Source organism: Cellulomonas chitinilytica (assembly GCF_016862675.1).
Taxonomy (GTDB): Bacteria; Actinomycetota; Actinomycetes; order Actinomycetales; family Cellulomonadaceae; genus Cellulomonas; species Cellulomonas chitinilytica.
On sequence record NZ_BONK01000009.1, the window covers coordinates 175,731 to 197,673 of the forward strand.

Sequence of the window (21,943 nt, forward strand, 5' to 3'; positions counted from 1 at the left end):
GACGAACCAGACAGGAGACATCGTGACGGGAACCGCGAGCGTCGCGGACATGGACCAGCTCGGTGCGGACGTCGCCCGGCCCACGCTGCGCGGCCTGGGCGCTCGCTGGCGGCAGCGCCGCACGGCCGCCGCCCAGCTGCGCCACCTGACGACGTACGCGGGCCGGCCGCTCGTCGCGCTCACGACGACGGTGCACCTGCTCGCCGGCGCCGCCCCGGTCGTGTTCATGATCGGGACGGGCGCCGCGCTGCAGCACCTCGACGACGGCGGCGCGATGCCGTGGCTGGCCCTCGCGATCGGCGCGTTCCTCGGCCAGCAGCTCCTCGCGCCCGTCCAGCTCGTGCTGTCCAAGGCGGTCGCCCGCCGGGTGGACGCGGCGTGCCTGACGCGGTTCACGGCGTTCGCGCTGCAGCGGGCCGAGCTCGCGACGCTCGAGCGGCCGGAGGTCGCCGACCGGCTGGCGCAGGCGGACGAGGCGTTCGAGCAGTGGACGCTGACCCCGGGCGCAGCGGTCGAGGGCGGTCTCGCGCTCGTCGCCCGCTACACGCAGCTCGTCGGCGCGGTCGTCGTCCTCGGCGTCGTCGCAGGTCCGTGGGTGGCGCTCGCGGGGGCCGTCGTCGCGCTGGTCGCCCGGGCCGGGCAGACGGAGGCGTTCTTCCGCTGGGGCCAGCTCATCCGCGGGTTCCAGCCGCTGCGCCGGCGCGCGACGTACGTCCGCGAGCTCGCGACGAGCACCCGCGCCGCGAAGGAGATCCGCACCCTGGGCCTGGTCGACTGGCTCGACGAGCGGTACGCGGCGGAGAACCGGGCGGTGCTCGACCCGCTGTGGCGGTGGCGGCGGCGCGTGTACGGCGTCCCGTTCCTCACGTACGCGGCGGTCGCGCTGGCCGGGTCGGTCGCCGGGCTCGTCGCGATGGCGCGGTCCGCGGAGGCCGGGCAGGTCGGGGCCGCAGCGGTCGCGGTGCAGGGCCTCGTGCTGTGCGCGCGGTTCGGCGTGATGTTCCCCGAGTCCGACGTGAAGCTCGTCTACGGCCGCAGCGCGTGGGAGGCCCTGCTGGAGTTCGAGGCGCAGGCGCAGCACGACGCAGGCCCGCAGGCGGCGCCGACTGAGGGCAGGATCACGCCCGCGCAGGCGATCACCGCACGTGAGGTCCGGTTCGGCTACCGACCCGACCGTCCCGTGCTCGACGGGCTCGACCTGGACCTCCCGGTCGGCACGTCGACGGCGCTCGTCGGGGTCAACGGCGCGGGCAAGACGACGCTCGTCAAGCTCCTCACCGGCCTGTACCGGCCGGACGGCGGGACGGTCGCTGTGGACGGCGTCGACCTGCGCGACCTCGACGCGCACGCCTGGCAGCGGGCGTTCGCCATCACGTTCCAGGACTACCTGCGCTACGAGATGCCGTTGCGGGAGAACGTCGCGATGGGCGCGATCGAGCACCGGGACGACGACGACGGCATCGCGGCGGAGGTCCGCCGGGTCGGTCTCGGCGACCTGCTCGACGGGCTGCCGCTGGGCCTGGACACGCCGCTGACCCGGGCGCTGCCCGGCGGCCGGGACCTCTCCGGCGGCCAGTGGCAGCGGCTCGCGCTGGCCCGGTCGCTGTTCGCCGTCCGGCACGGGGCGTCGGTGCTGGTCCTCGACGAACCGACCGCGCAGCTCGACGCCCGCGGCGAGGCCGAGTTCTACGACCAGTTCCTCGACCTGACCCGCGGGGTCACGAGCCTCGTCATCTCGCACCGGTTCTCCTCCGTGCGTCGGGCCGACCGGATCGTCGTGCTGGACGGCGGCCGGGTCACCGAGTCGGGCAGCCACGACGAGCTCGTCGACCTCGGCGGCACGTACGCGCGGATGTTCGAGGTGCAGGCGAGGCGCTTCGGCGGGACGGACGGCAGCAGCACAGGCGCGGGCGACGACGAGATGCGGACGGTGCAGGCATGAGGGACGTGGTGTTCTGCCTCGGGCGGCTCTTCGCGATCGGGTGGCGGCTGGACCGGCGACGGCTGCTCGTCGGCGGTGGCCTGCTGCTCCTCGGCTCGGTCGCGACCCCGCTGGTCGCCGTCGGCGCGGGCCGGCTCGTCGACGCGGTCACGGCGGGGGCCGTCGGAGACGCGACGACGTGGGCGGTCGTCGTCGCCGTCGCGCTGACGGGCGAGCTCATGCTCGGCCACTTCGCGCACCTGTCGTACTTCGAGCTCGCGGAGCTCACCGAGGAGCGGTTCAACCGCGACCTGCTGCGGCTGGTGAACGGCCCGGAGGAGCTCGCGCACTCGGACGACCCGGCGTTCGCGGACCGTGTCGACCTGCTCCGCCAGGACGTCATGCAGCTGCGCTCGACCGTGCAGTTCGGCCTCCAGCTCGGCGCGCTCGTCGTCCAGGTGCTGCTCACCGCGGTGGTGCTGGGCGCGGTGTCGCCGTGGCTGCTCGCGCTCCCGTTCGCCGCCGTCGTGCCCGTCGTCCTCGGCCGTCGCGCGGAGGCGGGCCTGCAGGCCGTCCGCGAGGCGCAGTCGCCCACCACCCGCGGGATCCGGTACCTGCGTCGGCTGGCCGCGAGCCCCGCGTCCCAGAAGGAGGTGCGGCTCGCGGGCGGCGCGGGCTTCCTGCTCGACCGGCAGGCCGCGCTGCTCGACGCGTACGGCACGGCGATGGCGGCGGCCGACCGCCGGCACGCCCTCCTGCGGGCCGCGGGCCAGCTCGTGTTCGGGCTCGGCTACGTCGCCGCCGTGCTGTGGGTGTACGAGCTCGCGCGAACCGGCCGGGCCAGCGCGGGCGCGGTCGTCCTCACGGTCACGCTCGCGACGCAGCTCGGGTCGCAGATGTCGTCGGGCGTCGAGCTGCTCGGCTCGGTGCACCGCGCGGCCGCCGGCCTGCGCAGGTTCGTCACGTTCGACGACGAGGTCACGCGCGCCGCCGGCCCGGCGCGCACCGGCGAGGTCCCGGCGACGACGGGCGACGGCCTGCGTCTGGAAGGCGTCACGTTCCGGTACCCCGGGGCGGACGGCGACACGCTGCACGAGGTCGACCTGCACCTGCCCGCCGGCACGTCGGTCGCGCTCGTCGGCGAGAACGGCGCCGGCAAGAGCACCCTTCTCAAGCTGCTCACCGGCCTGTACCGGCCGACGGGCGGCCGCATCCTCGTCGAGGGCGTCGACCTGCGGGACGTCGCACCGGCCGCGTGGCGCTCCCGGACCGCGGCGCTGTTCCAGGACTTCGCGCGCGTCGAGCTCTCCCTGCAGCACAGCGTGGGGATCGGGCGGCTGACCGACGTCGACGAGCCCGGCGCGGTCACGGCCGCGGTCGCGCGCGCCGGGGCGACCGCGACGGTGGAGCGCGTCGGCCTGGACGGGGTGCTCGGCCTCGGGTACGCGGACGGCGAGGACCTGTCCGGGGGCCAGTGGCAGTCGGTCGGCTTCGCCCGGACCCTCATGCGCACGGACCCGTTGCTGCTCACGCTCGACGAGCCCGCGGCGGCCCTCGACGCCCTCGCCGAGCAGCGCCTGGTCGACGCGTACCAGGCGACGGCCGCCGAGGTCGCGGCGACGGTCGGCGGGGTGACGATCTTCGTCACGCACCGCATGTCGACCGTGCGGCTGGCCGACCGGATCGTCGTCCTGGACGGCGGCCGGGTCGTGGAGCAGGGCGCGCACGCCGACCTGCTGGCCGCGGGCGGCCGCTACTCGGCCCTCTGGACCCTCCAGGCAAGGGCCTACGCCGACTGACACGGCCACCCGCCGGCCCCAACCCCGCCAGCCCCGCCAGCCCCGCCAGCCCCGCCGAGACGATCCCTCTTGTCCCGATCGCTGGTTCTGTGGTTCATTAGTCGAGTAATGAACCACAGAACCTCACGACGGCAGGAGGCGGCAGATGTTCGACGGCCGTGAGCCCCTGTACGTCCAGATCGCCGACCAGATCCGCGACGACGTCCTCAGCGGCGCCCTCCAGGCCGAGGAGCAGGTCATGTCCACCACGCAGTACGCGACGACCTTCCGCATCAACCCGGCCACCGCCGCCAAGGCGTTCGCCGAGCTCGTCGACGAGGGCGTCCTCTACAAGCGCCGCGGCGTCGGCATGTTCGTCGCCCCCGGGGCTCGCGAGACGCTGCGCGCCGAGCGCCGCGAGTCGTTCTTCACCGACGTGGTCGACCCGGTGCTCGCGCAGGCCCGCGTGCTCGGCATCGACGTCGACGAGATCGTCGCCCGCCTGCGCGAGCACGCCGCCCACGACCACCCGACCCCCCAGGCAGGCACCCGATGACAGGCTTCGGCGTCCAGGTCCGCGACCTCACGGTCCGCTACGGCCCCACGACCGCGCTCGACCAGGTCTCCTTCGAGATCCGCCCCGGCGTCATCACCGGGCTGCTCGGCCGCAACGGCTCCGGCAAGACGACGTTCCTGTCGGTCGCCGCCGCGTTCCGCCGAGGCACGTCCGGCGCCGTGCTCGTCGACGGCGAGGACCCGTGGGAGAACGCGCGCGTCATGGGCGGCACGTGCCTGGTCCGGGAGAGCGGCGACGTCGTCGCCGACGAGCCGATCACGGAGAACCTGCGCTTCCTCGCCGAGCGCCGGCCGACCTTCGACCGGGCGACCGCCGAGTCGCTGCTCGACCGGTTGGAGATCGACCCGTCCAAGCGCCCCGACAAGCTGAGCCGGGGCCAGCGGTCGGCGTTCGGCGTCGTCGTCGGCGTCGCCACCCGCGCTCCGCTCACGCTGCTCGACGAGGTCCACCTCGGCATGGACGCCCCCGCCCGGTACGCGTTCTACGACGCGCTGCTCGCCGACTGGATGGCGCACCCCCGCACGATCGTCGTGTCGAGTCACCTGATCGACGAGGTGGAACGGCTCCTCGAGGACGTCGTGATCCTCGACCACGGCCGTGTCCTCGCCGCCGACGACGCGGCCACGCTCCGCGAGCAGGGCCTCACGGTCACCGGTCCGGCCGACGAGGTCGACGCGTTCGTCACGAGCCGCCGGGTCGTCGCCCGGCAGACCCTCGGCCGGACGGCGCAGGCCACCGTCATCGGCACTGCCCCCGATGACGAGGCCCGTGCGCGGGCCGCCGGGCTGGAGCTCGGTGCCGTCGGGCTGCAGGACCTGTTCGTCCACCTCACCGACCACGCGGGCGACCGCGCCGCCGCGCCCCTCACCCCGCAGGAGTCCCGATGACCGCCGCCGCGTCCTTCGCCGCCCCGACGACGGCCGGCCCGGGGTACCTCGTCGGCCAGGTGTGGCCGACCGCCCGCTGGTTGCTGGGCCGGTCGCTGTTCCTCGCGCTGTGGTTCTGGGGGCTGGTGGTCGTCGCCGTCACGGCCGCGACCGTCGTCGTCGCCGTCGTCGGCGAGCCGGCGATCAGCATCCTCGCGTTCGCCCGGCACGGTGCGATCTGGTTCCCGTTCGCGGTGTTCATCACCGTCTCGGGCGCCTACCTCCCGGTGCACGTCGCGGCCGGGCTGACCCGCCGCAGCATGGCCCTCGGCGCGATCCTGGCCGCGGCCGCCACCGCTGTCGTCTACGGGGTCGTGTTCTCGGTCCTGCTGGTCGTCGAGCGGGCGGTCTACAGCGCGGCGGGCTGGCAGTGGCAGTTCTTCGACGACCTGTCCGCGGGCGCCGGGCCGGGCACGTTCGTCCCGGCGTCGCTGGTCACCTCCCTCGTGGCCAACCTGTCCGGGCTGCTCGTCGGGATGGCGTTCCAGCGCGGCGGGGGCTGGTGGGGCACCGTGACGCTGCCCGTGACCGCGGGCCCGATCCTGCTCGTCTCCGCACTGTTCGCCGCCGACACCGGACCGATCGCGACGGACACCTGGTTCGGCGGCCGTGGCCTGTCGGTCCCGGTCGCCGTCACCGGGGGCCTGCTGGTCGCCGCCGCCATGGCGTTCGCGTTCGACCGGCTGGCCCGTGGCGCGACCGTGCCGGTCCGCGCCACCTGACCCGCCGGTCGGCCGGCCTGACCCGGGCAGGGGGACGACGTGTCGTCCCCCTGCCCGAGCTGTCAGGACCGGGGCAGCGCGCCGGGGAGCGGCGGCACCACGGGCGGCAGCGACCGCTCGGGAACGGCGGTCCGCGACCGGGCACCGGCGCCGAGCGGCTCGGTGAACGGCTGCGCGTCACCGGTGCAGAGCGCGCCCTTGGCCGGCGGCGTGCCGGTCAGCAGGTACGAGTCCACGGCGTCCGTCACGCACGCGGACGTCCCGTACGCGGTGTGACCCCAGCTGTCGCTCGACAGGAGCCGGCTGTTCGGCAGCAGGCTCGACGCCGCGACGGCGCCCTGGTAGTTCGTCGCCGGGTCCCAGTAGTTGCCGACGACGAGCACGGGTGCGGACGTCCGGTGGCTGTACGTGCCCCAGTAGGCGTCCTCGTCGCGCACCGTCCACGTGGACCGGGCGCACGGGGCCGACGCCCACGTCCACAGCGGTCCGAAACCCGGGGCGTCCGCGTCGGCGCGGGCGGCCGCGGGCACCCAGCTCTCGGCCTTGGCGGGGTTCTTGCCGTCCGTGCACAGCACGGACTGGAACGCCTCGGGCGAGTTGTCGTACGGGAACCCGAGGTTCGCGAACGCGTCGCTGCGGGCCGCGGGGGCCTGCAGCGCCTGGTACTTCGCGAGCAGCCCCGCGCGGGCGGCGGCCACGTCACCGGTCGCCGGGTGGAGCAGCGAGTACACGGTCGACAGGTCCAGGTCGACGTACGTGCTGCCCTCGGGGGCGTACAGGTCACCGAGCAGGAACGACGTGAGGATGGCGTACGTCAGCTCGAACACGGGCTCGCCGTTCTCGTCGGTGATGACGAGCGGCTGCTCCTTGAGCGACGCGACGATCTCGGCGTAGATCGTCGCCGGGTCGCCGAGGCCCGCCGTGACGCAGTAGTCCGGCCCCGCCGTGGCGCAGCGGGCGAGGATCTCGGTGAGGGCCTTCGACGCGCCCTGCCCCGACTTCAGCCGTTCCGTCTGCGGGATGCTCGCGGTGGCCGGGGTGCCCGCCCACGCGACCGGGTCGAGGACGCCGTCGATGACGACCGCCCGCACCCGGTCCGGGAACAGGTTGGCGTACACGTTGCCCAGGTAGGTGCCGTACGAGAAGCCCAGGTAGGTGAGCTTCTGGTCGCCGACGGTCCGGCGCAGCACGTCCATGTCCCGGGCGACCTCGGCCGTCGACATCGACCCGGACAGCGGCGTGCCGGTCGTCGAGCAGCCGACGCCGAACGCCTTCGACGACGCGATGTACGGACCCGTCTCGGCGTCGCCGACCGGGAACGGCACGTTCAGGCCGGCCAGCGCGTTCGCCTGCGCACCGAGGTCCTTGAAGCAGCGGACGTTGCTGCTGTAGTTCGTGCCACGCGGGTCGACGCCGACGACGTCGAACCGTTCCAGCAGCGCCGGCGAGAGGAACTGCGACGCCGCCGCGGCGATCTGCACGCCGGAGCCGCCCGGTCCGCCGGGGTTGACGAACAGGGAGCCGATCTTGTGGGCCTGGTCCGTCGCCGGGATCTTGAGCAGCGCGACCTCGGTGGTGGCGCCACCCGGCTCGTCGTAGTCGAGCGGGAGCTGGACGGTCCCGCACTGGGCGCCGTCGGCGAACGCCGCCGCACAGTCGAACCACTGCGGGTCGGGTGCGGGGACCCGGTCCACCCGGGCCGCCTCGTAGGGGCTCGTGCGGTCGGTCTTCGGTGCCGCGTTCGCGGCGGTGGCGCCGACGGTGACGGTCAGGCTCAGCGCGACGAGCGCGACGAGCGTGCTGCGGGCATGGCGATGTCTACGTGTCATGCGTTCCCCCTGCGTATGGACCCGCCGGCCGTGCGCCCTTGCGTCCGGTCCGACCTCTGGGCCGCTCCCACCCTCCCGAAGCCCGCGACGGCCGGACAAGGCACCAATTGTGAAGAATCGGGGGAAATGTGAGCGCTCACCGTTGCGGTTGCCATCCGTGGCACCGTCTACCCTGGACGAGCGCCCGCCGAGCCGGCGGCGCACCATCCCGGGGCCGAGCCCCGGACCGTCGACCACGGAGCGCATCACGATGCAGCGGGGAAGCGAGGCGGCCGTCCTGGCCTGCTCAGCCGCGGGCCGGACGCCCGCCGAGCACGCCTGACGCCTCACGGCACCGCCGCCGGACCCTCGGTCCCGCGGCCTCGTCGGCGCCCCTCGCCGGGCGGCACCGACCGGTCGGCCGCACCGACCGGTCCGTTCGCCACCGCCGTGCGCACGCGTCCCGACGACGACCGTCGGGCACGCCCGCGCGCGCACGGCACCCGTCGCACGAGAGCCGAGAACCATGGACCCCCTGACCGAGAAGCAGATCCGTTCGTCCTTCGTGAACTGCTCGCGCCGCGAGGCCGCGCAGCTCACCCTCCCCGCCGACCTCGCCGAGCTCCGGTGGGACCGCCTCGACTACCTGGGCTGGGTGGACCGCAAGGCACCCCTGCGTGCCTACGTGGTGCTCACCGTCGACGACACCCTCGTCGGCCTGACGCTGCGCTCCCCCGACGGCGTCGCGTCCCGGCGTCGTGCCGTGTGCGCGTGGTGCGAGGACGTCTACGCGACCGGTGACGTGTCGATGTACGTCGCCCGCCGCTCGGGGGCGGCCGGGCGGAACGGCGACACCGTCGGCACGCTCGTCTGCACCACGTTCGAGTGCTCGGCCAACGTGCGCCGCAAGCCCCGGATCGTCGAGGCGGGCGAGGACCCGGCCGGGCTGGTGCTCCAGCGGATCGCCGGCCTGCGCGAGCGGTCGCAGCGGTTCGCCCGGGAGATCCTCCGCGAGGTCAAGGTCTGACCTCGGCGGGCCGATGAACGCGAGGTGACCGGGACACGCCGCGCAGCCGGGCCGGCCCGACGTCTCCTGCTCGTCGCCGCCGTGGTCGTGGGCGCCACCGCCCTGCTGTCGTCCTGCACGAGCGCCGTCGGGGGACCCGCCGCCACGTCGGAGCCGCGACCCCACCGGTCGCGGGCGGCGGCCCCCCGCGCGCCCGCGACGGGCGACGGCGCACGGCAGGTCCCGGCCGTCTCGCTGGACCCTGCCACGCTCCCGACGCGTCCCGTCGAGCAGGCGCTGCTCGCGGCCACCCTGTTCGACACCGAGGCCGGGCGACGACTCCTCGTGGTCGTCGACGCGGCGACCGGTGAGTGGGTCCGCCCCGACGTCCCGGAGCCGGTGGCGCAGTCCGTGGGGGTGCTGCCGCTGCTCGCCCCGGACGGGCGGTCGTTCGTGCAGACCACGTGGGTCACAGACCACGTCGAGGTCGAGGTCGTCGACCTGCGGACCGGCTCGGTGCGCAAGGTCCCGGTCGTCCTGCCGGACGACTGCGTCGTCGACTCCGTCGCGTGGGCCCCGGACGCGCAGCACCTCGGGGTCGTCACGTACTGCTCGACGCCGAACGAGTACCCGACGGAACCCACGGGATGGGTCGTCGTCGAGGAGGTGGCGATCGGGACGGGCGCCTTCCGTCTCGTCGAGCACGTCTCGGACGCGGTACCCGTCGAGACGTATCCCAGCTACTCCCCCGACGGGAAGCTGTTCGCGTACGGCATCGCCCACCCGTCCGACTCCACGGACGACGACGAGGTGTGGGCGTCCGCGCGGGTGGTCGGGACCCGCGGCGGCGTCGACACGCACGAGTGGTCGATGACGCACATGGTCTACGGGGACCCCTGGCGTGACGCGCAGACGCTGCTCGGCTGGGACGAGAACGCGTCGGTGACCGGTCCCGACTCGCACGCGCTGCTCTCCGTCACAGGCTCCAAGGAGCAGTACGGGTTCGACGGCGCGACGAACCTGGACGGGTTCGTCGGGGGTGCGCTGGTGGGTGAGGTGCCCGGCCTCTGCCCGGCCGCCCTGTGCACCATCGACCTCGACACCCACGCGGTCGCCCCGTGGCTGACGCTGCCGGACGGCGTGCTGCCGGGGAGCATCAGCCCCGCACGCGCCCTGCTCGGAGGCTGACCGGCGCCGGACGTGCGCGCCTAGGACTCCGGCCGCGGCGCCAGCGCGGACCGGACCAGCCCGAGCAGCTCGGGGTGCGCCAGGTCGGCGGTCGCGGCCTGCGCGGCGGTGAACCAGCGGAGCTCGTCGTGCTCGTCGGGGCATCGGTTGGTCGGTTCGCCGACCCATGAGGTCACGCGCCAGACGTCGATCTCGACGGCGTCCTCGCCGGGCAGGTGGACGCGGACGCGCCAGTGGTCGTCGGCGGCGACGACGGCGACGTCGAGCTCCTCGTCGACCTCACGGACGAGCGCGTCCCAGCCGGACTCGCCGGGCTCGACGTGCCCGCCGGGCAGGTCCCAGACGTCCGGGTACCAGCGCCGGGTCGGGGTGCGGTGACCGAAAAGGACGCGGTCGCCGTCGACGAGCAGGGCGCCGACGACGTGGATCGTCATGGCGCGGCGGGTGCGCGCCGAGCGGCGACGCGGGTCGGGATCATGCGGTCATCGTCGTGCATCGATGGAGATGCCCTCCCGGCCCTTCATTAAAGGGTTCACATCTTGCCCATCGTCGAGGGCCCGCTCAACAGTGACGAATCCACAGGTAGCGCTCAGGTTTCCGAAAGTATCGAACGTCGCCTCATCACCCAACGGAGGGTTCTGATGATCAGCCCGGGCCGCCGCACGCTCCGCCCCGCCGTCGTCGGGATAGCCGTCGCGGCTCTCACCGCCACGGCGTCGCTCACCGCCATCCCGCTCGCGAGCAGCGCCCAGGCGGCCACGTACACGGCCGCCGTCGAGGACGAGGGCGCCGACTGCGCCGTCCCGACGCTGCCCGACGCCGGGTCGCTGGCGACCAACGCCAAGCTCCCCGACCCGTTCAAGCGGCTCGACGGCTCCCGGATCGCGACGAAGGCCGACTGGCGCTGCCAGCGCGAGCTCACCAAGCGCCTCGCCGAGAAGTTCGTCTACGGCGAGAAGCCCGGCAAGCCGTCGGTCACCGGGACCGTGTCGTCGTCCAGCATCTCGGTGACGTCCACGTACCAGGGCAAGAGCTCGACGTTCTCCGCGAGCGTGTCTCTGCCGAGCGGGACCGGCCCGTTCCCGGCGGTCATCGTGTACGGCGGCTTCGGCGCCGACACCGCCACCATCAAGGCCGCGGGCGCCGCCGTCATCAGCTACGACCCGTACACCGTCGGCAAGGAGGGGACCGCCCGGAACAACAAGCAGGGCGCCTTCTACACGCTGTACGGCGCGCAGAGCAGCACCGGCCTGCTCATGGCCTGGTCGTGGGGCGTCAGCCGGATCATCGACGTCATCGAGCAGTCCGGCGGGTCGATCCTCAAGGCCGACGCCACCGGCGTCACCGGATGCTCCCGGTTCGGCAAGGGCGCGTTCGTGGCTGGCGCGTTCGACCAGCGCATCGCCCTGTCGATGCCCATCGAGTCCGGCAGCGCCGGCGCCCCGATCTTCCGCGGCATCCCCGGCGAGGGCGCCCAGTCGCTGAGCAGCGCCTACGGCGAGCAGCCGTGGCTCGGCGACGCGTTCAGCACCTTCACGAGCAACCCGAACCGGCTGCCGATCGACACCCACCAGGTCGTCGCCCTGACGGCGCCGCGCGGCCTGTTCATCATGGACAACCCGCACATCGCGAACCTCGGCCCGAAGTCCGCCTCGGTCGCCGCCCTGGGCGGTGCGGAGGTCTACAAGGCGCTCGGCGCGGGCGACAACATCACGTACTGGTCGGACATCACCGACGGGAACCACTGCGCCATCCGGAACGAGTGGAAGACGCCGCTGCAGCAGAACATCCAGAAGTACCTGCTGAAGACGGGCAGCGCCGCGGGCACCATCCGGATCTCCAGCAAGGCGCAGGGCCGGCTGTCCGACTGGGCCGACTGGCAGACGCCGGTGCTGAGCGACGGACCCAACCCGACACCCACGCCCACGCCCACGCCCACCCCGACACCGACGCCCACCCCCACACCCACGCCGACCCCCACGCCGACGCCGACACCCACCCCGACCCCCACGCCGCAGCCGGGCGGCTGCACCGCCACGGTCTCCGTCAACCAGTGGTGGGGCGGCTTCGTCGCCACCGTCCGCGTCAACGCCGGCTCCTCGGCGGTCAGCCGGTGGAACGTCGGCCTGACGCTCCCGTCGGACGTGACGATCAGCAACGCGTGGAACGCGAACCGCAGCGCGAGCGCCGGGGCGGTCCAGCTGACGAACGTGGCCTGGAACGGGGCGCTCGGCGCCGGGCAGGCCACCGAGTTCGGCTTCCAGGCCACCGGCACCGCGGGCACGCTCACCCCGACCTGCAGCGCCGGCTGAACGGCCCCTCGACAGCGCCCGGTGCGGTGGGCGGAGCCGCCGCACCGGGCGCACGTCTGCGACGAGCGGGTCCGGCGCGGCGGCAGGCGTCCCGATGGGCCGTACCGGTGAGGTCCGGGCAAACCGGCCCGACGGTTCCGGGCATCTCGGTACAGTTCGGGCGCCGGCCCCACGGAAGGTGTCCCCCATGCCTGACCTGCACGTCTCCCCCGCTGCTGCCCCCGACCAATCTCTGCTCACCTCGCTCTCACCCGCCCCGGTCCGCGCATGACGGCCCCGGTGGACCTGCCCCCGACGCTCGTGTCCGGCCTCGTCCGTGCCGCCGCCGCGATCGACGCGGACGGCGAGCTCCCCGCCGCCGCCCGTGGCCGGCTGCACCGGCTGCTGGAGGACGCGGCCCGACGGACCCACCCCGAGGCCGGCCGGTACCTGCGCGCCAAGCTCGCCGTGACGTGCGCGTACGCCGCCCTCCCGGTGCTGCGCGAGCACCCCGGGCTGCACGCCGAGGCGGAGCGGCTGACCGCCGCGGCGGCCGCCGTGATGCGCGGCGAGCTCGGCACCGACGTGCTCGCAGACCTGCACGACGAGGCGTCCGCGCGGGCGAACGGCCTGTTCGGGACCGTCGACCCGCGCGCCGTGCACGCGCTGCTCGCGTGCGTGGCAGCCGTCGCGACGGTGCTGTACGACCCGCCGCTCGACGAGCTGTCCGTCCCCGAGAAGGAGGCCGACCCGACGGTGTGGGAGTCGTCCTTCTACGCGTCGCTCGCCTGGACGGGTGGCGCGACGTGGGAGGGGATCGGCGACCCGCAGGTCCGGGCACGGTTCTGGGAGTGGTACCTGCTCGTGGCGGTGCCCTTCGCGTGGGACGTCGACTCGCCGCTGGTCCCTTACCCGACGGAGCCGCCCCCGCTGTGACCGCGCGGCTACGCGTACGCGGCGATCTGCTGCTCCGGACCCACCTCGAAGCCCTCGAGGCCGCCGCAGCCTACGACGTCGCCCACCGCGGACTCCGTCCCGCCGACGACCGTGGAGTCGAGGTCGACCTCGGTCGAGATGCACCACTGACGGTCCTGCGGCCAGATGAGGCTGGGCGACCGGTACCAGCCGGCGTCCGCACCGTCGTCCCGGGCCGTCGCGACCGCTGACCTCAGCGCGCCCCGCACCACGTGGTACTCGCGCCCGGGGAGGTGCAGCGTCGGCGCGTCGCGCTCCTCGGCGGTCAGCGTCCGGACCTGGGGGCTCGACGCGCCGAGCGGGGCGACTGCCGGGCCGCCGCGCAGGTGCGCCCAACCCGCCCAGAACGCGAAGCAGCAGGCCTCGGGCGTCGCGGTGTGGTCCGCCAGCACGTCGACGAGCAGGGCCAGGGTCTCGGGCGGAAGGACTCCCAGATCGGGAGGTCCGATGCGCGGCGCGTCCGCGGGGGCCGCGAGGCCGGCGGCGCGCTCGACGTCGGACCAGTGGCTCGCCGCCGTGATCGTCGCGCCGACCTCCTGGGCGACGTCGGCCCACCGCGTCGGTCGACCGAGCACCGTCGCCGGGTGCAGCACGCGTGCGTACCGGGCGAAGCCCGCCGGCGCGTACGTGCTCGCGGACAACGGCGTGCGCGGCTCCCGGTCGAGCCACCGGCCCACCTGTGGTCCGTCGACCGGCACCGCCCATGCTTCCCACACCCGGCCAGTCTGTTGCGGGTGGGCCTCGCCGTCGACGCCGCGGACGCCCGGGCCTAGGCTCGGAGGATCCGCCGCCGCCCGCGGCGCACGACCCACGGGAGCCCCCGTGACCGACATCATCGACCGGCCCTCGCCCCTCGACCTCGACGACGTGCTCGAGCGGCCGGTCGTCACGCGCAGGCCCGTGCGTCGGCCCGCTCTCCCCGGCCCACCGATCTCCGCCACGTTCCGGTACCCGCCCGGTCCGGTGCCGGACGTCGAGGACGCACCGCGGGCCCCGGAGCCGCCGGACGTGTGGGCGTGGCCGTGGCAGGCGTGGTTGGTCCGCGGCGCGTCGGGCCTGTGGGGCTCGCGCGGGCAGTGGGGCCGGTGGGGCGCGTCCGGGCAGTGGCGTGGTGCGACGTCGTGGGGGCCGCCGCGGGCACCGGTTCCCACCGCGCCGCGTGCGTCGAGCGAGGTCAGGACCTGGTCCTGGCAGCGGTCGCGGGTCGCCGCGGGTCTGCTCGGGGTGTTCCTCGGCGCGTTCGGCCTGCACCGCATGTACCTCGGGTACTGGCGCCGCGGCCTGACGATGCTCGCCATCACCGTCGTCGGGGGGTTCTTCACGCTCGGGCTCGCGGCGCTCGTCATGGCCGTGTGGGGGTTCTTCGAGGGGCTGCTGTACCTGTCGGTGCGGCGCGGCCGGTTCGCCCGGGACGCACGCGGGCGGCCGTTGCGCGGCTGACCCCTTGACCTTCGAGTCGGGTCGAAGGTTTACGTTCGCTGCATGAGCTACCGCATCGCCGAGGCCGCAGGCCTGGTCGGCGTCGCACCGACGACGCTGCGCTACTACGAGGACATCGGGCTGCTCGAGAAGCCCGCCCGCGGCAGCAACGGGTACCGCGCGTACGACGAGGACGACGTGGCCCGCCTGCGGTTCGTGACGGCGGTGAAGAACCTGGGCATCCCGCTGTCGGACGTGCGCGAGCTCGTCGCGGCCTACGGCGTCGAGGACTGCTCGACGGTCGCGCACCACGTCGTCGAGACGGTCGCGGCCCGGCTCACCGAGACCCAGGAGCGGATCGGCGAGCTCGTCGCCCTGGCCGCGCAGCTGCAGACGGTCGCCGCCCGGCTGGCGGACGCCCCGACCGGCACGGCCTGCGGGGACGGCTGCCCGTGCGCGACGGTCGCGACCGCACCCCTGCCGGACACCCGGACGCTCGTGCCGCTGACCCGGCGACCCGGGCCGGACGTAGGTCGCCCCGACGGCTCTGCACCCGCCGACGTGCCCGTCGCCTGCTCGCTCGCCCCGGCCGCCGTACCGGGTCGGGTCACCGACTGGCAGGGGCTGATCGCGTCGGCCGTCCGCCGTGAGGCGGTCGACGGCGGCACCGCCCTCGTCTTCGACGCCGCCCCGGGCCTCGCCGCCGACGTGGCCCGCCTCGCCGCCGCCGAGCAGGAGTGCTGCCCGTTCTTCGACTTCACGGTGCGGCTGACCACGGGGCAGGTCCGCCTCGAGGTCCGCGCACCGGCCGACGCGGCCGACGTCGTCGCCGCGATGTTCGGCGCCCCCGCATGACACCCACGCCCGACCCCCGAACCCGACGGACGAACCGGAGCCGACCATGACCCTCACCCACGACCGCACCGAGCCCACGACGACGCACAGGACGACGCGCAGGACGACGCTCCTCGGGATCGGCGTCGCCACCGCGTGCGCGCTCGCCTGCTCGCTGCCGCTGCTCGTGGGCGCCGGCGTCGTCGCCTCCGGGGCGGCGTTCCTCGCCGGCTCCGGCGGGCTCGCGCTCGCCGTGCTGGCAGTCGCGGGCGCAGGCGTCGCTACGGCGCTCGTCGTCCGGCGTCGCCGTGCCGCGGCCGCTCCGGCATCGGCCGGTGCCGGGTCGTGCGGCTGCGGCGGTGCCTGCGCGGGCTGACGCCCGGCACACTCCCCTCATGACCACGCTGCGCTCCGTCGCGCTGTTCGTCCTGGCCGCCGTCGCGGAGATCGGGGGCGCCTGGCTCATCTGGCAGGGCGTGCGCGAGCACCGGGGCGTCCTGTGGATCGGCGCGGGCGTGCTCGCGCTCGGCGCCTACGGGTTCGTCGCGACCCTGCAGCCGGACGCGAGCTTCGGCCGCATCCTCGCCGCGTACGGCGGGGTGTTCGTCGCCGGGTCGCTCGCGTGGGGCATGGCCGTCGACAAGTTCCGCCCCGACCGGTGGGACCTGATCGGCGCCGCGGTGTGCCTGCTCGGCGTCGCGGTGATCATGTACGCCCCGCGGTCCTAGCCCCTACTCGACGGCCACCCGGTGCAGGAAGTCCTCGAGCGCGTCGAGCGACGCGAGCGCGCTGTCGTCGTCGGCCGGGGTCTCCAGGACGACCTCGTCGCCCGCGCCGATGCCGAGCGTGATGACCGACAGGATCGACCGGGTCGACGCGGGCCCGGAGCCGTTCTTGGCGATGGTCACGGGCGCGGGCTGCCGGGCGGCCTCCGCGACGAAGAGCGCGGCGGGTCGGGCGTGCAGCCCGTCCTGGATCGCGACGACGACGGAACGCTGCATGGTCTGCCTCCTGCTGGTCGACGATGACGAGACCAACCTACTGGTCTAGACCACATCCCACCAGAGGAAGCGGGGCCGGATCAGAGACCTAGGTCCTCCAGCACGGGCAGCATCGCCCGTACGGTGTCCCGTGCGGCCTCCGCACCGTCCGCCGCCAGCGCGGCGTCCGCCAGCTCCCGGCACCGGTCCGCCGTGACCGTCGCGAGGACCGCCGCCACGTCCGGCAGGGCCCGCGGCGTCATCGACAACGACGAGACCCCCAGCCCCACGAGCACGGGGGCGAGAGCGGGGTCCGCCGCGGCCTCGCCGCACACGCCCACCGGGCGCCCTCGGAGCGCACCGCCCGCGCACGTCGCCGCGACGAGGTCGAGCACGGCGGGCTGCCACGACGTCGACAGCCGCGCGAGCCGCGCCAGCTCCCGGTCGGCCGCCATCGCGTACTGCGTGAGGTCGTTCGTGCCGATGCTCGCGAACCGCGCGTGCACCAGCAGGTCCCGGGCCCGCAGCGCCGCCGACGGCACCTCGACCATGACGCCCGCCTGCGCGAGCCCGTGCGCGGCGCACCGCTCGACGAAGTCGCGGGCCTCCTCGGCGGTCGCGACCATCGGCGCCATCACCCACACGTCCGCGTCCTCGACGGCCGCCGCGCGGGCGATCGCCGCGAGCTGGTCGTCGAGCACCTGCGGGTGGTCCCACGCGGTCCGCAGGCCGCGCACGCCGAGGGCCGGGTTCGGCTCGTCGGGGGCGGTGACGAACGGGAGCGGCTTGTCCGCGCCCGCGTCGAGCGTGCGGACCACGACCTTGCGGCCGGGGAACGCCGCGAGGACCTGCCGGTAGGCGTCGACCTGCTCGTCGACGCCCGGCGCGACGGTCCGCCCGAGGAACCGGAACTCCGTCCGGAGCAGCCCGACACCCTCGGCGCCGGCGGCCGCAGCCGCGGCGGCACCGGCGGGGTCGGCGACGTTCGCGAGCAGCGCGACGGGCATCCCGTCGGCCGTCGCACCCGGCGCGCCGAGCCGGGCTGCGCGGCGCACGGTCCTGCCGGCACGCGCGACGGCGTCCTCGTCGGGGTCCGGCGTGACGGACCCGAGCGCGCCGTCGACGAGCACGGTGTCCCCGTCGCGCAGCGTGCCCGCCCCCGCGACGGCGACCACCGCGGGGATGCCGAGCGCTCGGGCGAGGATCGCGGTGTGGGACGTCGGGCCGCCGCCCTCGGTGACCAGCGCGAGCACGAGGTCCGGGTCGAGGCGGGCGGTGTCGGCCGGCGCGAGGTCGCGCGCGACCAGCACGAACGGTTCACCGGGGTCCGGCACGCCCGGCATCGGCGCACCCGTGAGCGTCGCGACGACGCGGTCCCGGACGTCGTCGACGTCCCGCGCACGCTCCGCGAACAGGCCCCCGAGCGCGAGGAGCTGGTCGACGACCACCGCCGCCGCGTCCCACACCGCGCGCTGCGGCGTCGACGCCTGCTCGACGACCCGGCGCCGCGCCTCGTCGACGAGCGTGGGGTCCGCCGCCATCTCGGCGGTGACGGCCAGCACGGCCGCACCCTCGCCGCGGGCGGTGGACGCCGCCGCGAGCAGCGCGTCGTGCACGACGGATGCCGCGGCGCCGATCCGGTCCGCCGCTGCCGCCAGGTCCGTGCCCGGCGGCAGCGGCTCGGTCGACGGAGCCGGGAGGGGGTCGGGCATCCGCGCGACCACGCCTGCGCGGCGCCCGGGACTGACCCCGACGCCGCGCAGGACAAGGGTGGTGGACGTCATCGGGCGCCGTCGGTCACGGGAGTCGGCACGCCGACCGGTCGCGACGGTGCGTCCACGACGTCGGCCGTCGGGTCCACCGCGGTGGCGCTGTCGTCGTCCTCACGCCCGGGGGTCCGCAGCTGCCACTTCGTGATGACCCACCGGAACAGGAAGTAGTAGACGACGGCGTAGCCGAGGCCGATGACGATGAGCAGCAGCGGCTTCTCCGCGATCCGGAAGTTCAGCGCGTAGTCGATCGCACCGGCGGAGAACCCGAACCCGTCACGGATGCCGAGCGCGTTGACCAGAGCGAGCGACGTGCCCGTGAGCACCGCGTGGATCGCGTACAGCGGGTACGCGACGTACACGAACGCGAACTCGAGGGGCTCGGTGACGCCCGTGACGAACGAGACGAGCGCGGCGGAGCCCATGATGCCCGCGATGACCTTGCGGTTCTTCGCCTTCGACGTGTGCACGATCGCGAGGGCGGCAGCCGGCAGGGCGAACATCATGATCGGGAAGAAGCCGGTCATGAACGTGCCGGCCGTCGGGTCGCCGTGCAGGAACCGGGCGATGTCGCCGTTCCAGACGTCGCCGTTCGCGTCGGTGTACTCACCGAACTGGAACCACGGCATCGAGTTGAGCAGGTGGTGCAGGCCGATCGGCACGAGCAGCCGGTTCGCGGTGCCGTAGACGAAGCCGCCGAGGATCGTCGAGCCCGTGACCCACTCGCCGACCGCGGTGAAGCCCGCGTCGAACACCGGGTAGATGAGCGAGGCGACGACGGCGATGAGGATGGCCGCACCGGCGGTGACGATCGGCACGAAGCGCCGGCCGCCGAAGAACGCCAGGTAGGGCGGGAGCTTGATCCGGTAGTACTTCTGGAACAGCAGCGCCGCGACGAGGCCGATGACGATGCCGCCGAGCACGCCGTAGTTGATGAGCTCCTGCGGCTTGCCCTCCGCGGGCTCGCCGAGGATGTACGGCGACAGCGCGTCCGTGACGCCCTTGAACACGAGGTAGCCGATCAGTGCGGCCAAGCCCGTCGAGCCGTCCGACTTGCGGGCGTACCCGACGGCGACGCCGAGCGCGAACAGGAGCGCGAGGTTGGCGAACAGGGCGTTGCCCGCGGCGGCGAGCACGGAGGCGACGGGGAGCATCCACTCCCAGGTGCCGCCGACGCCGGCCTTGCCGAGCATGTCGTCCTGCCCGAGCCGCAGCATGAGCGCCGCGGCGGGCAGGGAGGCGATGGGGAGCATGAGGGAGCGGCCGATGCGCTGCAGCTGCGCGAGGCCGGGGATGCCCTTGCGGGGTGTCTCGACGGGGTCGACGACGGCGGTGGTCATGGAGCACTCCTCGCTGAGGTTCGATGAGTAGCCGGGTGCGGGGGTGGTACGAAGACGGTCTGGGAGCGTTCCGGGGGGCCACGCTCTGTCCTGGTCTGGACCAGTTGCGCTCAGAGTGGTCTAGACCTCATCATGTGTCAAGGGTCACACCGCGACGACGCGGAGCCGCCTCCGGAACACCCGGGGCGGCACAGCCCGACGCCGTAACGAAGGAGTGGACCCTGGACGTGGACCAGCCGGCGCAGGACGACCCGACGGGCGTCCCCCTGGCAGCCGACGCGCCCCCGGACACCGGCGACAGCACCGGGACCGGCGACGGCGCCGCCAACGACACCCCCGTCGCGCACAAGTACCTCGCCGTCCGCGACCACCTCGTCGGCCTCGTCGCCCGCGAGCTGCGCGTCGGCGACGCGATCCCCTCCGAGCGCACCCTCACCCAGCAGTTCGGCCTGTCCCGGATGACCGTCCGGCAGGCCGTCGACGCCCTCGTCACCGAGGGCGTGCTCGTCCGGGAGCAGGGCCGCGGCACGTTCGTCGCCCCCCAGCGCATGGACTTCGAGATGCGCCTGACGACGTTCGGCGAGGAGATGCGCCGGCGCGGCATGGAGCCCACGACCGCGGTGCTCGCCGCCCAGACGGTCGCGGCGACCCCCGACGTGGCGGCCGCCCTCGAGATCGAGCCGCGCGCCAAGGTCCACTACCTGTACCGCGTGCGCAGCGCCGACGGCGACCCCATGTGCATCGAGCAGGTGTGGGTGCCCGTCGCGCTCGCCCCCGGCCTGCTCGCCGACGGCCCGCCGCCGAGCATGTACGACGCCCTGCGGGCCCTCGACCTCGGCCCCGAGTGGGGTGAGGACACGCTGTCCGCCGACGAGGCCACCGACACCGAGGCGTCCCTGCTCGGCCTCGGGGAGCGTCGTGCGGTGCTGCGGGCCGCCCGCCGGACCTACAGCGCGGCCGGCGCGACGATGTACTCGCGCTCCTGCTACCGCGCCGACCGCTACACCGTGTGGGTCCCGCTCAGCGCCCCCCGCCCGTCCCTCGTGCCGCGCCGCCGCACGCCCGACGGCCCGGACGCACCCGACCACGCCGCGGCACCGCACCCCGACGCCCCTGGCGGCGACCAGGACGGCACCCCGAGCACCGACGGACCGACCCCCGCCGGGGCCCCGGCGACGCCCACGACGACGAGGCGCGCACCCGCGGCCGCGGCAGCACGAGGAGAACGTCCATGAGACCGGAAGGCATGGAGCAGGCCGCGGCGATCCTCGCGGCGCTCGGCGGCGTCGACAACATCGACGAGATCGAGCCCTGCACCACACGGCTGCGCTCCCTCGTGCGGGACACGACCCGCGTCGACGCGGCGGCCCTGCGCGCCGCGGGTGCGTTCGGGGTGATGATCTCCGGCCGCGTCGTGCAGGTCGTCGTCGGCCCGAACGTGGACACGATCGCGAGCGACCTCGACGACCTGATGTGACCCCCGACCCCCTCTTCCCCCTGACAAGGAGCACGAGATGAGCAAGGCAGCACAGATCCTCGCGGCGCTCGGAGGCGACGCGAACGTCGTCGACCTGGAGCCGTGCATCACGCGGCTGCGCGTCGAGGTCGAGGACCCGTCGCGCGTCGACGAGGTCGCACTCAAGGCGGCCGGCGTGATCGCGGTCGTCCGCTCGGGGATCGCCCTGCAGGTCGTCGTCGGCCCGGAGGCGGACACGCTGGCGTCGGACATCGAGGACCTGCGCTGATGACGCTGCAGATCCTCGCGCCCGTGACGGGTGCGGTGCTGGCGCTCGCCGACGTGGACGACCCCGTGTTCGCGGGCGAGCTCGTGGGGCCGGGCCTCGCGGTCGACCCGTCGCTCGGCGGGACGTGCGACGTGATCGCCCCGGTCGACGGGACCGTCGCCAAGCTGCACGCGCACGCGTTCGTCATCGAGACCGCGGACGGGCGCGGGCTGCTGGTGCACCTGGGCATCAACACCGTGCAGCTCGGCGGCGAGGGCTTCACGCTGCACGTGTCCGAGGGCGACGCCGTGGCGGCCGGCCAGGTGCTGGTCACGTGGGACCCGGCGGCCGTGCAGGCCGGCGGACGCTCCCCGGTGTGCCCCGTCGTCGCGCTCGACGCAGCGCCCGGGGCGCTCACCCGACGGGCCAAGCCGGGCGACTCCGTGACCGCCGGGGAGCCGTTCCTGGAGTGGTCCTGACGCCGGTGGGAGGCCGTCCGGAAGCGGCGTGAGCGGACACGTGTCACCCACAATCGGGAAGCGCGGGTCGACGCGTGTCACCCTTCCGGGTGGGAGCGTGTCCATATCCGATCCGTCCAGATCTTCCGTTGTGCCCGTTGCGTCCCTACGGTGGTCACGGGCCGCACCGTCGCGGCCCGCTCGCCTGCCCTGGAGGGGGTCTCCGC

23 protein-coding genes are annotated in these 21,943 nt (G+C 74.4%); 17 read left to right on the plus strand and 6 right to left on the minus strand.

Features of this window, described 5'->3' with window-relative positions:
• Positions 1–22: 22 nt before the first annotated feature.
• From Cch01nite_RS14090 to Cch01nite_RS14110, 5 genes are all read left to right on the plus strand, one after another.
• Positions 23–1,942 (plus strand): ATP-binding cassette domain-containing protein, encoded by a 1,920-nt coding sequence (locus Cch01nite_RS14090; protein ID WP_203756044.1) that lies wholly within the window; start codon positions 23–25, stop codon positions 1,940–1,942.
• Positions 1,939–3,720 carry an ABC transporter ATP-binding protein gene (locus Cch01nite_RS14095; RefSeq protein ID WP_203756046.1) on the plus strand — a complete coding sequence of 594 codons (1,782 nt, stop codon included), beginning with the start codon at positions 1,939–1,941 and terminating at the stop codon, positions 3,718–3,720. Before Cch01nite_RS14090 ends, Cch01nite_RS14095 begins: the two co-directional genes overlap by 4 nt.
• Before the next feature lie 145 nt (positions 3,721–3,865).
• Positions 3,866–4,255: a GntR family transcriptional regulator gene (locus tag Cch01nite_RS14100; protein ID WP_203756055.1), complete on the plus strand. Its 390-nt coding sequence runs from the start codon at positions 3,866–3,868 to the stop codon at positions 4,253–4,255.
• The gene (locus Cch01nite_RS14105) at positions 4,252–5,163 is read left to right on the plus strand and encodes an ATP-binding cassette domain-containing protein (protein ID WP_203756058.1); all 912 of its coding nucleotides are present in this window, start codon (positions 4,252–4,254) and stop codon (positions 5,161–5,163) included. The genes Cch01nite_RS14100 and Cch01nite_RS14105 overlap by 4 nt, the downstream gene beginning before the upstream one ends.
• Positions 5,160–5,924: a hypothetical protein gene (locus Cch01nite_RS14110; RefSeq protein ID WP_203756061.1), complete on the plus strand. Its 765-nt coding sequence runs from the start codon at positions 5,160–5,162 to the stop codon at positions 5,922–5,924. The genes Cch01nite_RS14105 and Cch01nite_RS14110 overlap by 4 nt, the downstream gene beginning before the upstream one ends.
• Before the next feature lie 62 nt (positions 5,925–5,986).
• On the opposite strand, the gene Cch01nite_RS14115 is transcribed toward Cch01nite_RS14110, so the two are convergent.
• Entirely contained in the window at positions 5,987–7,753 is a 1,767-nt protein-coding gene (locus Cch01nite_RS14115) for an alpha/beta hydrolase (RefSeq protein ID WP_203756074.1), read from the minus strand.
• 505 nt (positions 7,754–8,258) lie between these two features.
• Here Cch01nite_RS14115 and Cch01nite_RS14120 point away from each other — a divergent pair.
• Positions 8,259–8,759, plus strand: coding sequence for an FBP domain-containing protein (locus Cch01nite_RS14120; RefSeq protein ID WP_203756077.1), 501 nt, complete (start codon positions 8,259–8,261; stop codon positions 8,757–8,759).
• A gap of 24 nt (positions 8,760–8,783) precedes the next feature.
• A complete protein-coding gene (locus tag Cch01nite_RS14125) occupies positions 8,784–9,926 on the plus strand; it encodes a hypothetical protein (RefSeq protein WP_203756086.1) in 1,143 nt (380 codons plus the stop codon).
• 20 nt (positions 9,927–9,946) lie between these two features.
• On the opposite strand, the gene Cch01nite_RS14130 is transcribed toward Cch01nite_RS14125, so the two are convergent.
• Positions 9,947–10,360: an NUDIX domain-containing protein gene (locus tag Cch01nite_RS14130; RefSeq protein ID WP_203756089.1), complete on the minus strand. Its 414-nt coding sequence runs from the start codon at positions 10,358–10,360 to the stop codon at positions 9,947–9,949.
• A gap of 207 nt (positions 10,361–10,567) precedes the next feature.
• Between Cch01nite_RS14130 and Cch01nite_RS14135 the strand changes: the two genes are divergently transcribed.
• Together Cch01nite_RS14135 and Cch01nite_RS14140 are read left to right on the plus strand one after the other, a co-directional pair.
• Complete coding sequence (locus Cch01nite_RS14135) at positions 10,568–12,238, plus strand: glucuronyl esterase domain-containing protein (RefSeq protein WP_203756100.1); 1,671 nt, start codon at positions 10,568–10,570, stop codon at positions 12,236–12,238.
• A gap of 267 nt (positions 12,239–12,505) precedes the next feature.
• Complete coding sequence (locus tag Cch01nite_RS14140; protein WP_203756102.1) at positions 12,506–13,153, plus strand: Imm5 family immunity protein; 648 nt, start codon at positions 12,506–12,508, stop codon at positions 13,151–13,153.
• A gap of 8 nt (positions 13,154–13,161) precedes the next feature.
• Here Cch01nite_RS14140 and Cch01nite_RS14145 read toward each other — a convergent pair whose 3' ends face one another.
• The gene (locus Cch01nite_RS14145; RefSeq protein WP_203756104.1) at positions 13,162–13,908 is read right to left on the minus strand and encodes a hypothetical protein; all 747 of its coding nucleotides are present in this window, start codon (positions 13,906–13,908) and stop codon (positions 13,162–13,164) included.
• A 106-nt stretch (positions 13,909–14,014) separates the two neighbouring features.
• Between Cch01nite_RS14145 and Cch01nite_RS22935 the strand changes: the two genes are divergently transcribed.
• Genes Cch01nite_RS22935 through Cch01nite_RS14165 form a run of 4 tightly spaced genes read left to right on the plus strand, consistent with a single transcriptional unit; the run spans position 14,015 to position 16,173 of the window.
• A complete protein-coding gene (locus Cch01nite_RS22935) occupies positions 14,015–14,632 on the plus strand; it encodes a TM2 domain-containing protein (protein ID WP_203756106.1) in 618 nt (205 codons plus the stop codon).
• A gap of 42 nt (positions 14,633–14,674) precedes the next feature.
• Complete coding sequence (locus tag Cch01nite_RS14155; RefSeq protein WP_203756108.1) at positions 14,675–15,466, plus strand: MerR family transcriptional regulator; 792 nt, start codon at positions 14,675–14,677, stop codon at positions 15,464–15,466.
• Positions 15,467–15,512: 46 nt separating this feature from the next.
• Positions 15,513–15,821, plus strand: a complete 309-nt coding sequence (locus tag Cch01nite_RS14160) for a hypothetical protein (protein WP_203756110.1) — start codon at positions 15,513–15,515, stop codon at positions 15,819–15,821.
• 19 nt (positions 15,822–15,840) lie between these two features.
• Positions 15,841–16,173: a YnfA family protein gene (locus tag Cch01nite_RS14165; RefSeq protein WP_203756113.1), complete on the plus strand. Its 333-nt coding sequence runs from the start codon at positions 15,841–15,843 to the stop codon at positions 16,171–16,173.
• Positions 16,174–16,176: 3 nt separating this feature from the next.
• Here Cch01nite_RS14165 and Cch01nite_RS14170 read toward each other — a convergent pair whose 3' ends face one another.
• From Cch01nite_RS14170 to Cch01nite_RS14180, 3 genes are all read right to left on the minus strand, one after another.
• A complete protein-coding gene (locus Cch01nite_RS14170; RefSeq protein ID WP_203756115.1) occupies positions 16,177–16,446 on the minus strand; it encodes an HPr family phosphocarrier protein in 270 nt (89 codons plus the stop codon).
• A gap of 80 nt (positions 16,447–16,526) precedes the next feature.
• Entirely contained in the window at positions 16,527–18,209 is a 1,683-nt protein-coding gene (gene ptsP, locus Cch01nite_RS14175; protein WP_203756117.1) for a phosphoenolpyruvate--protein phosphotransferase, read from the minus strand.
• On the minus strand, positions 18,206–19,534 hold the full coding sequence (locus tag Cch01nite_RS14180) for a PTS transporter subunit EIIC (RefSeq protein WP_203756119.1): 1,329 nt from the start codon (positions 19,532–19,534) through the stop codon (positions 18,206–18,208). The genes ptsP and Cch01nite_RS14180 overlap by 4 nt, the downstream gene beginning before the upstream one ends.
• Before the next feature lie 227 nt (positions 19,535–19,761).
• On the opposite strand from Cch01nite_RS14180, the gene Cch01nite_RS14185 reads away from it, so the two are divergent.
• From Cch01nite_RS14185 to Cch01nite_RS14200, 4 genes are read left to right on the plus strand one after another with little or no spacing between them, the layout of a single operon-like run.
• Positions 19,762–20,769 carry a GntR family transcriptional regulator gene (locus tag Cch01nite_RS14185; protein ID WP_239070553.1) on the plus strand — a complete coding sequence of 336 codons (1,008 nt, stop codon included), beginning with the start codon at positions 19,762–19,764 and terminating at the stop codon, positions 20,767–20,769.
• Positions 20,766–21,011 carry a PTS sugar transporter subunit IIB gene (locus Cch01nite_RS14190; RefSeq protein WP_203756121.1) on the plus strand — a complete coding sequence of 82 codons (246 nt, stop codon included), beginning with the start codon at positions 20,766–20,768 and terminating at the stop codon, positions 21,009–21,011. Before Cch01nite_RS14185 ends, Cch01nite_RS14190 begins: the two co-directional genes overlap by 4 nt.
• A gap of 37 nt (positions 21,012–21,048) precedes the next feature.
• Complete coding sequence (locus Cch01nite_RS14195) at positions 21,049–21,279, plus strand: PTS sugar transporter subunit IIB (protein ID WP_203756122.1); 231 nt, start codon at positions 21,049–21,051, stop codon at positions 21,277–21,279.
• Positions 21,279–21,737, plus strand: a complete 459-nt coding sequence (locus Cch01nite_RS14200; RefSeq protein ID WP_203756124.1) for a PTS sugar transporter subunit IIA — start codon at positions 21,279–21,281, stop codon at positions 21,735–21,737. The genes Cch01nite_RS14195 and Cch01nite_RS14200 overlap by 1 nt, the downstream gene beginning before the upstream one ends.
• Positions 21,738–21,943: the final 206 nt, after the last annotated feature.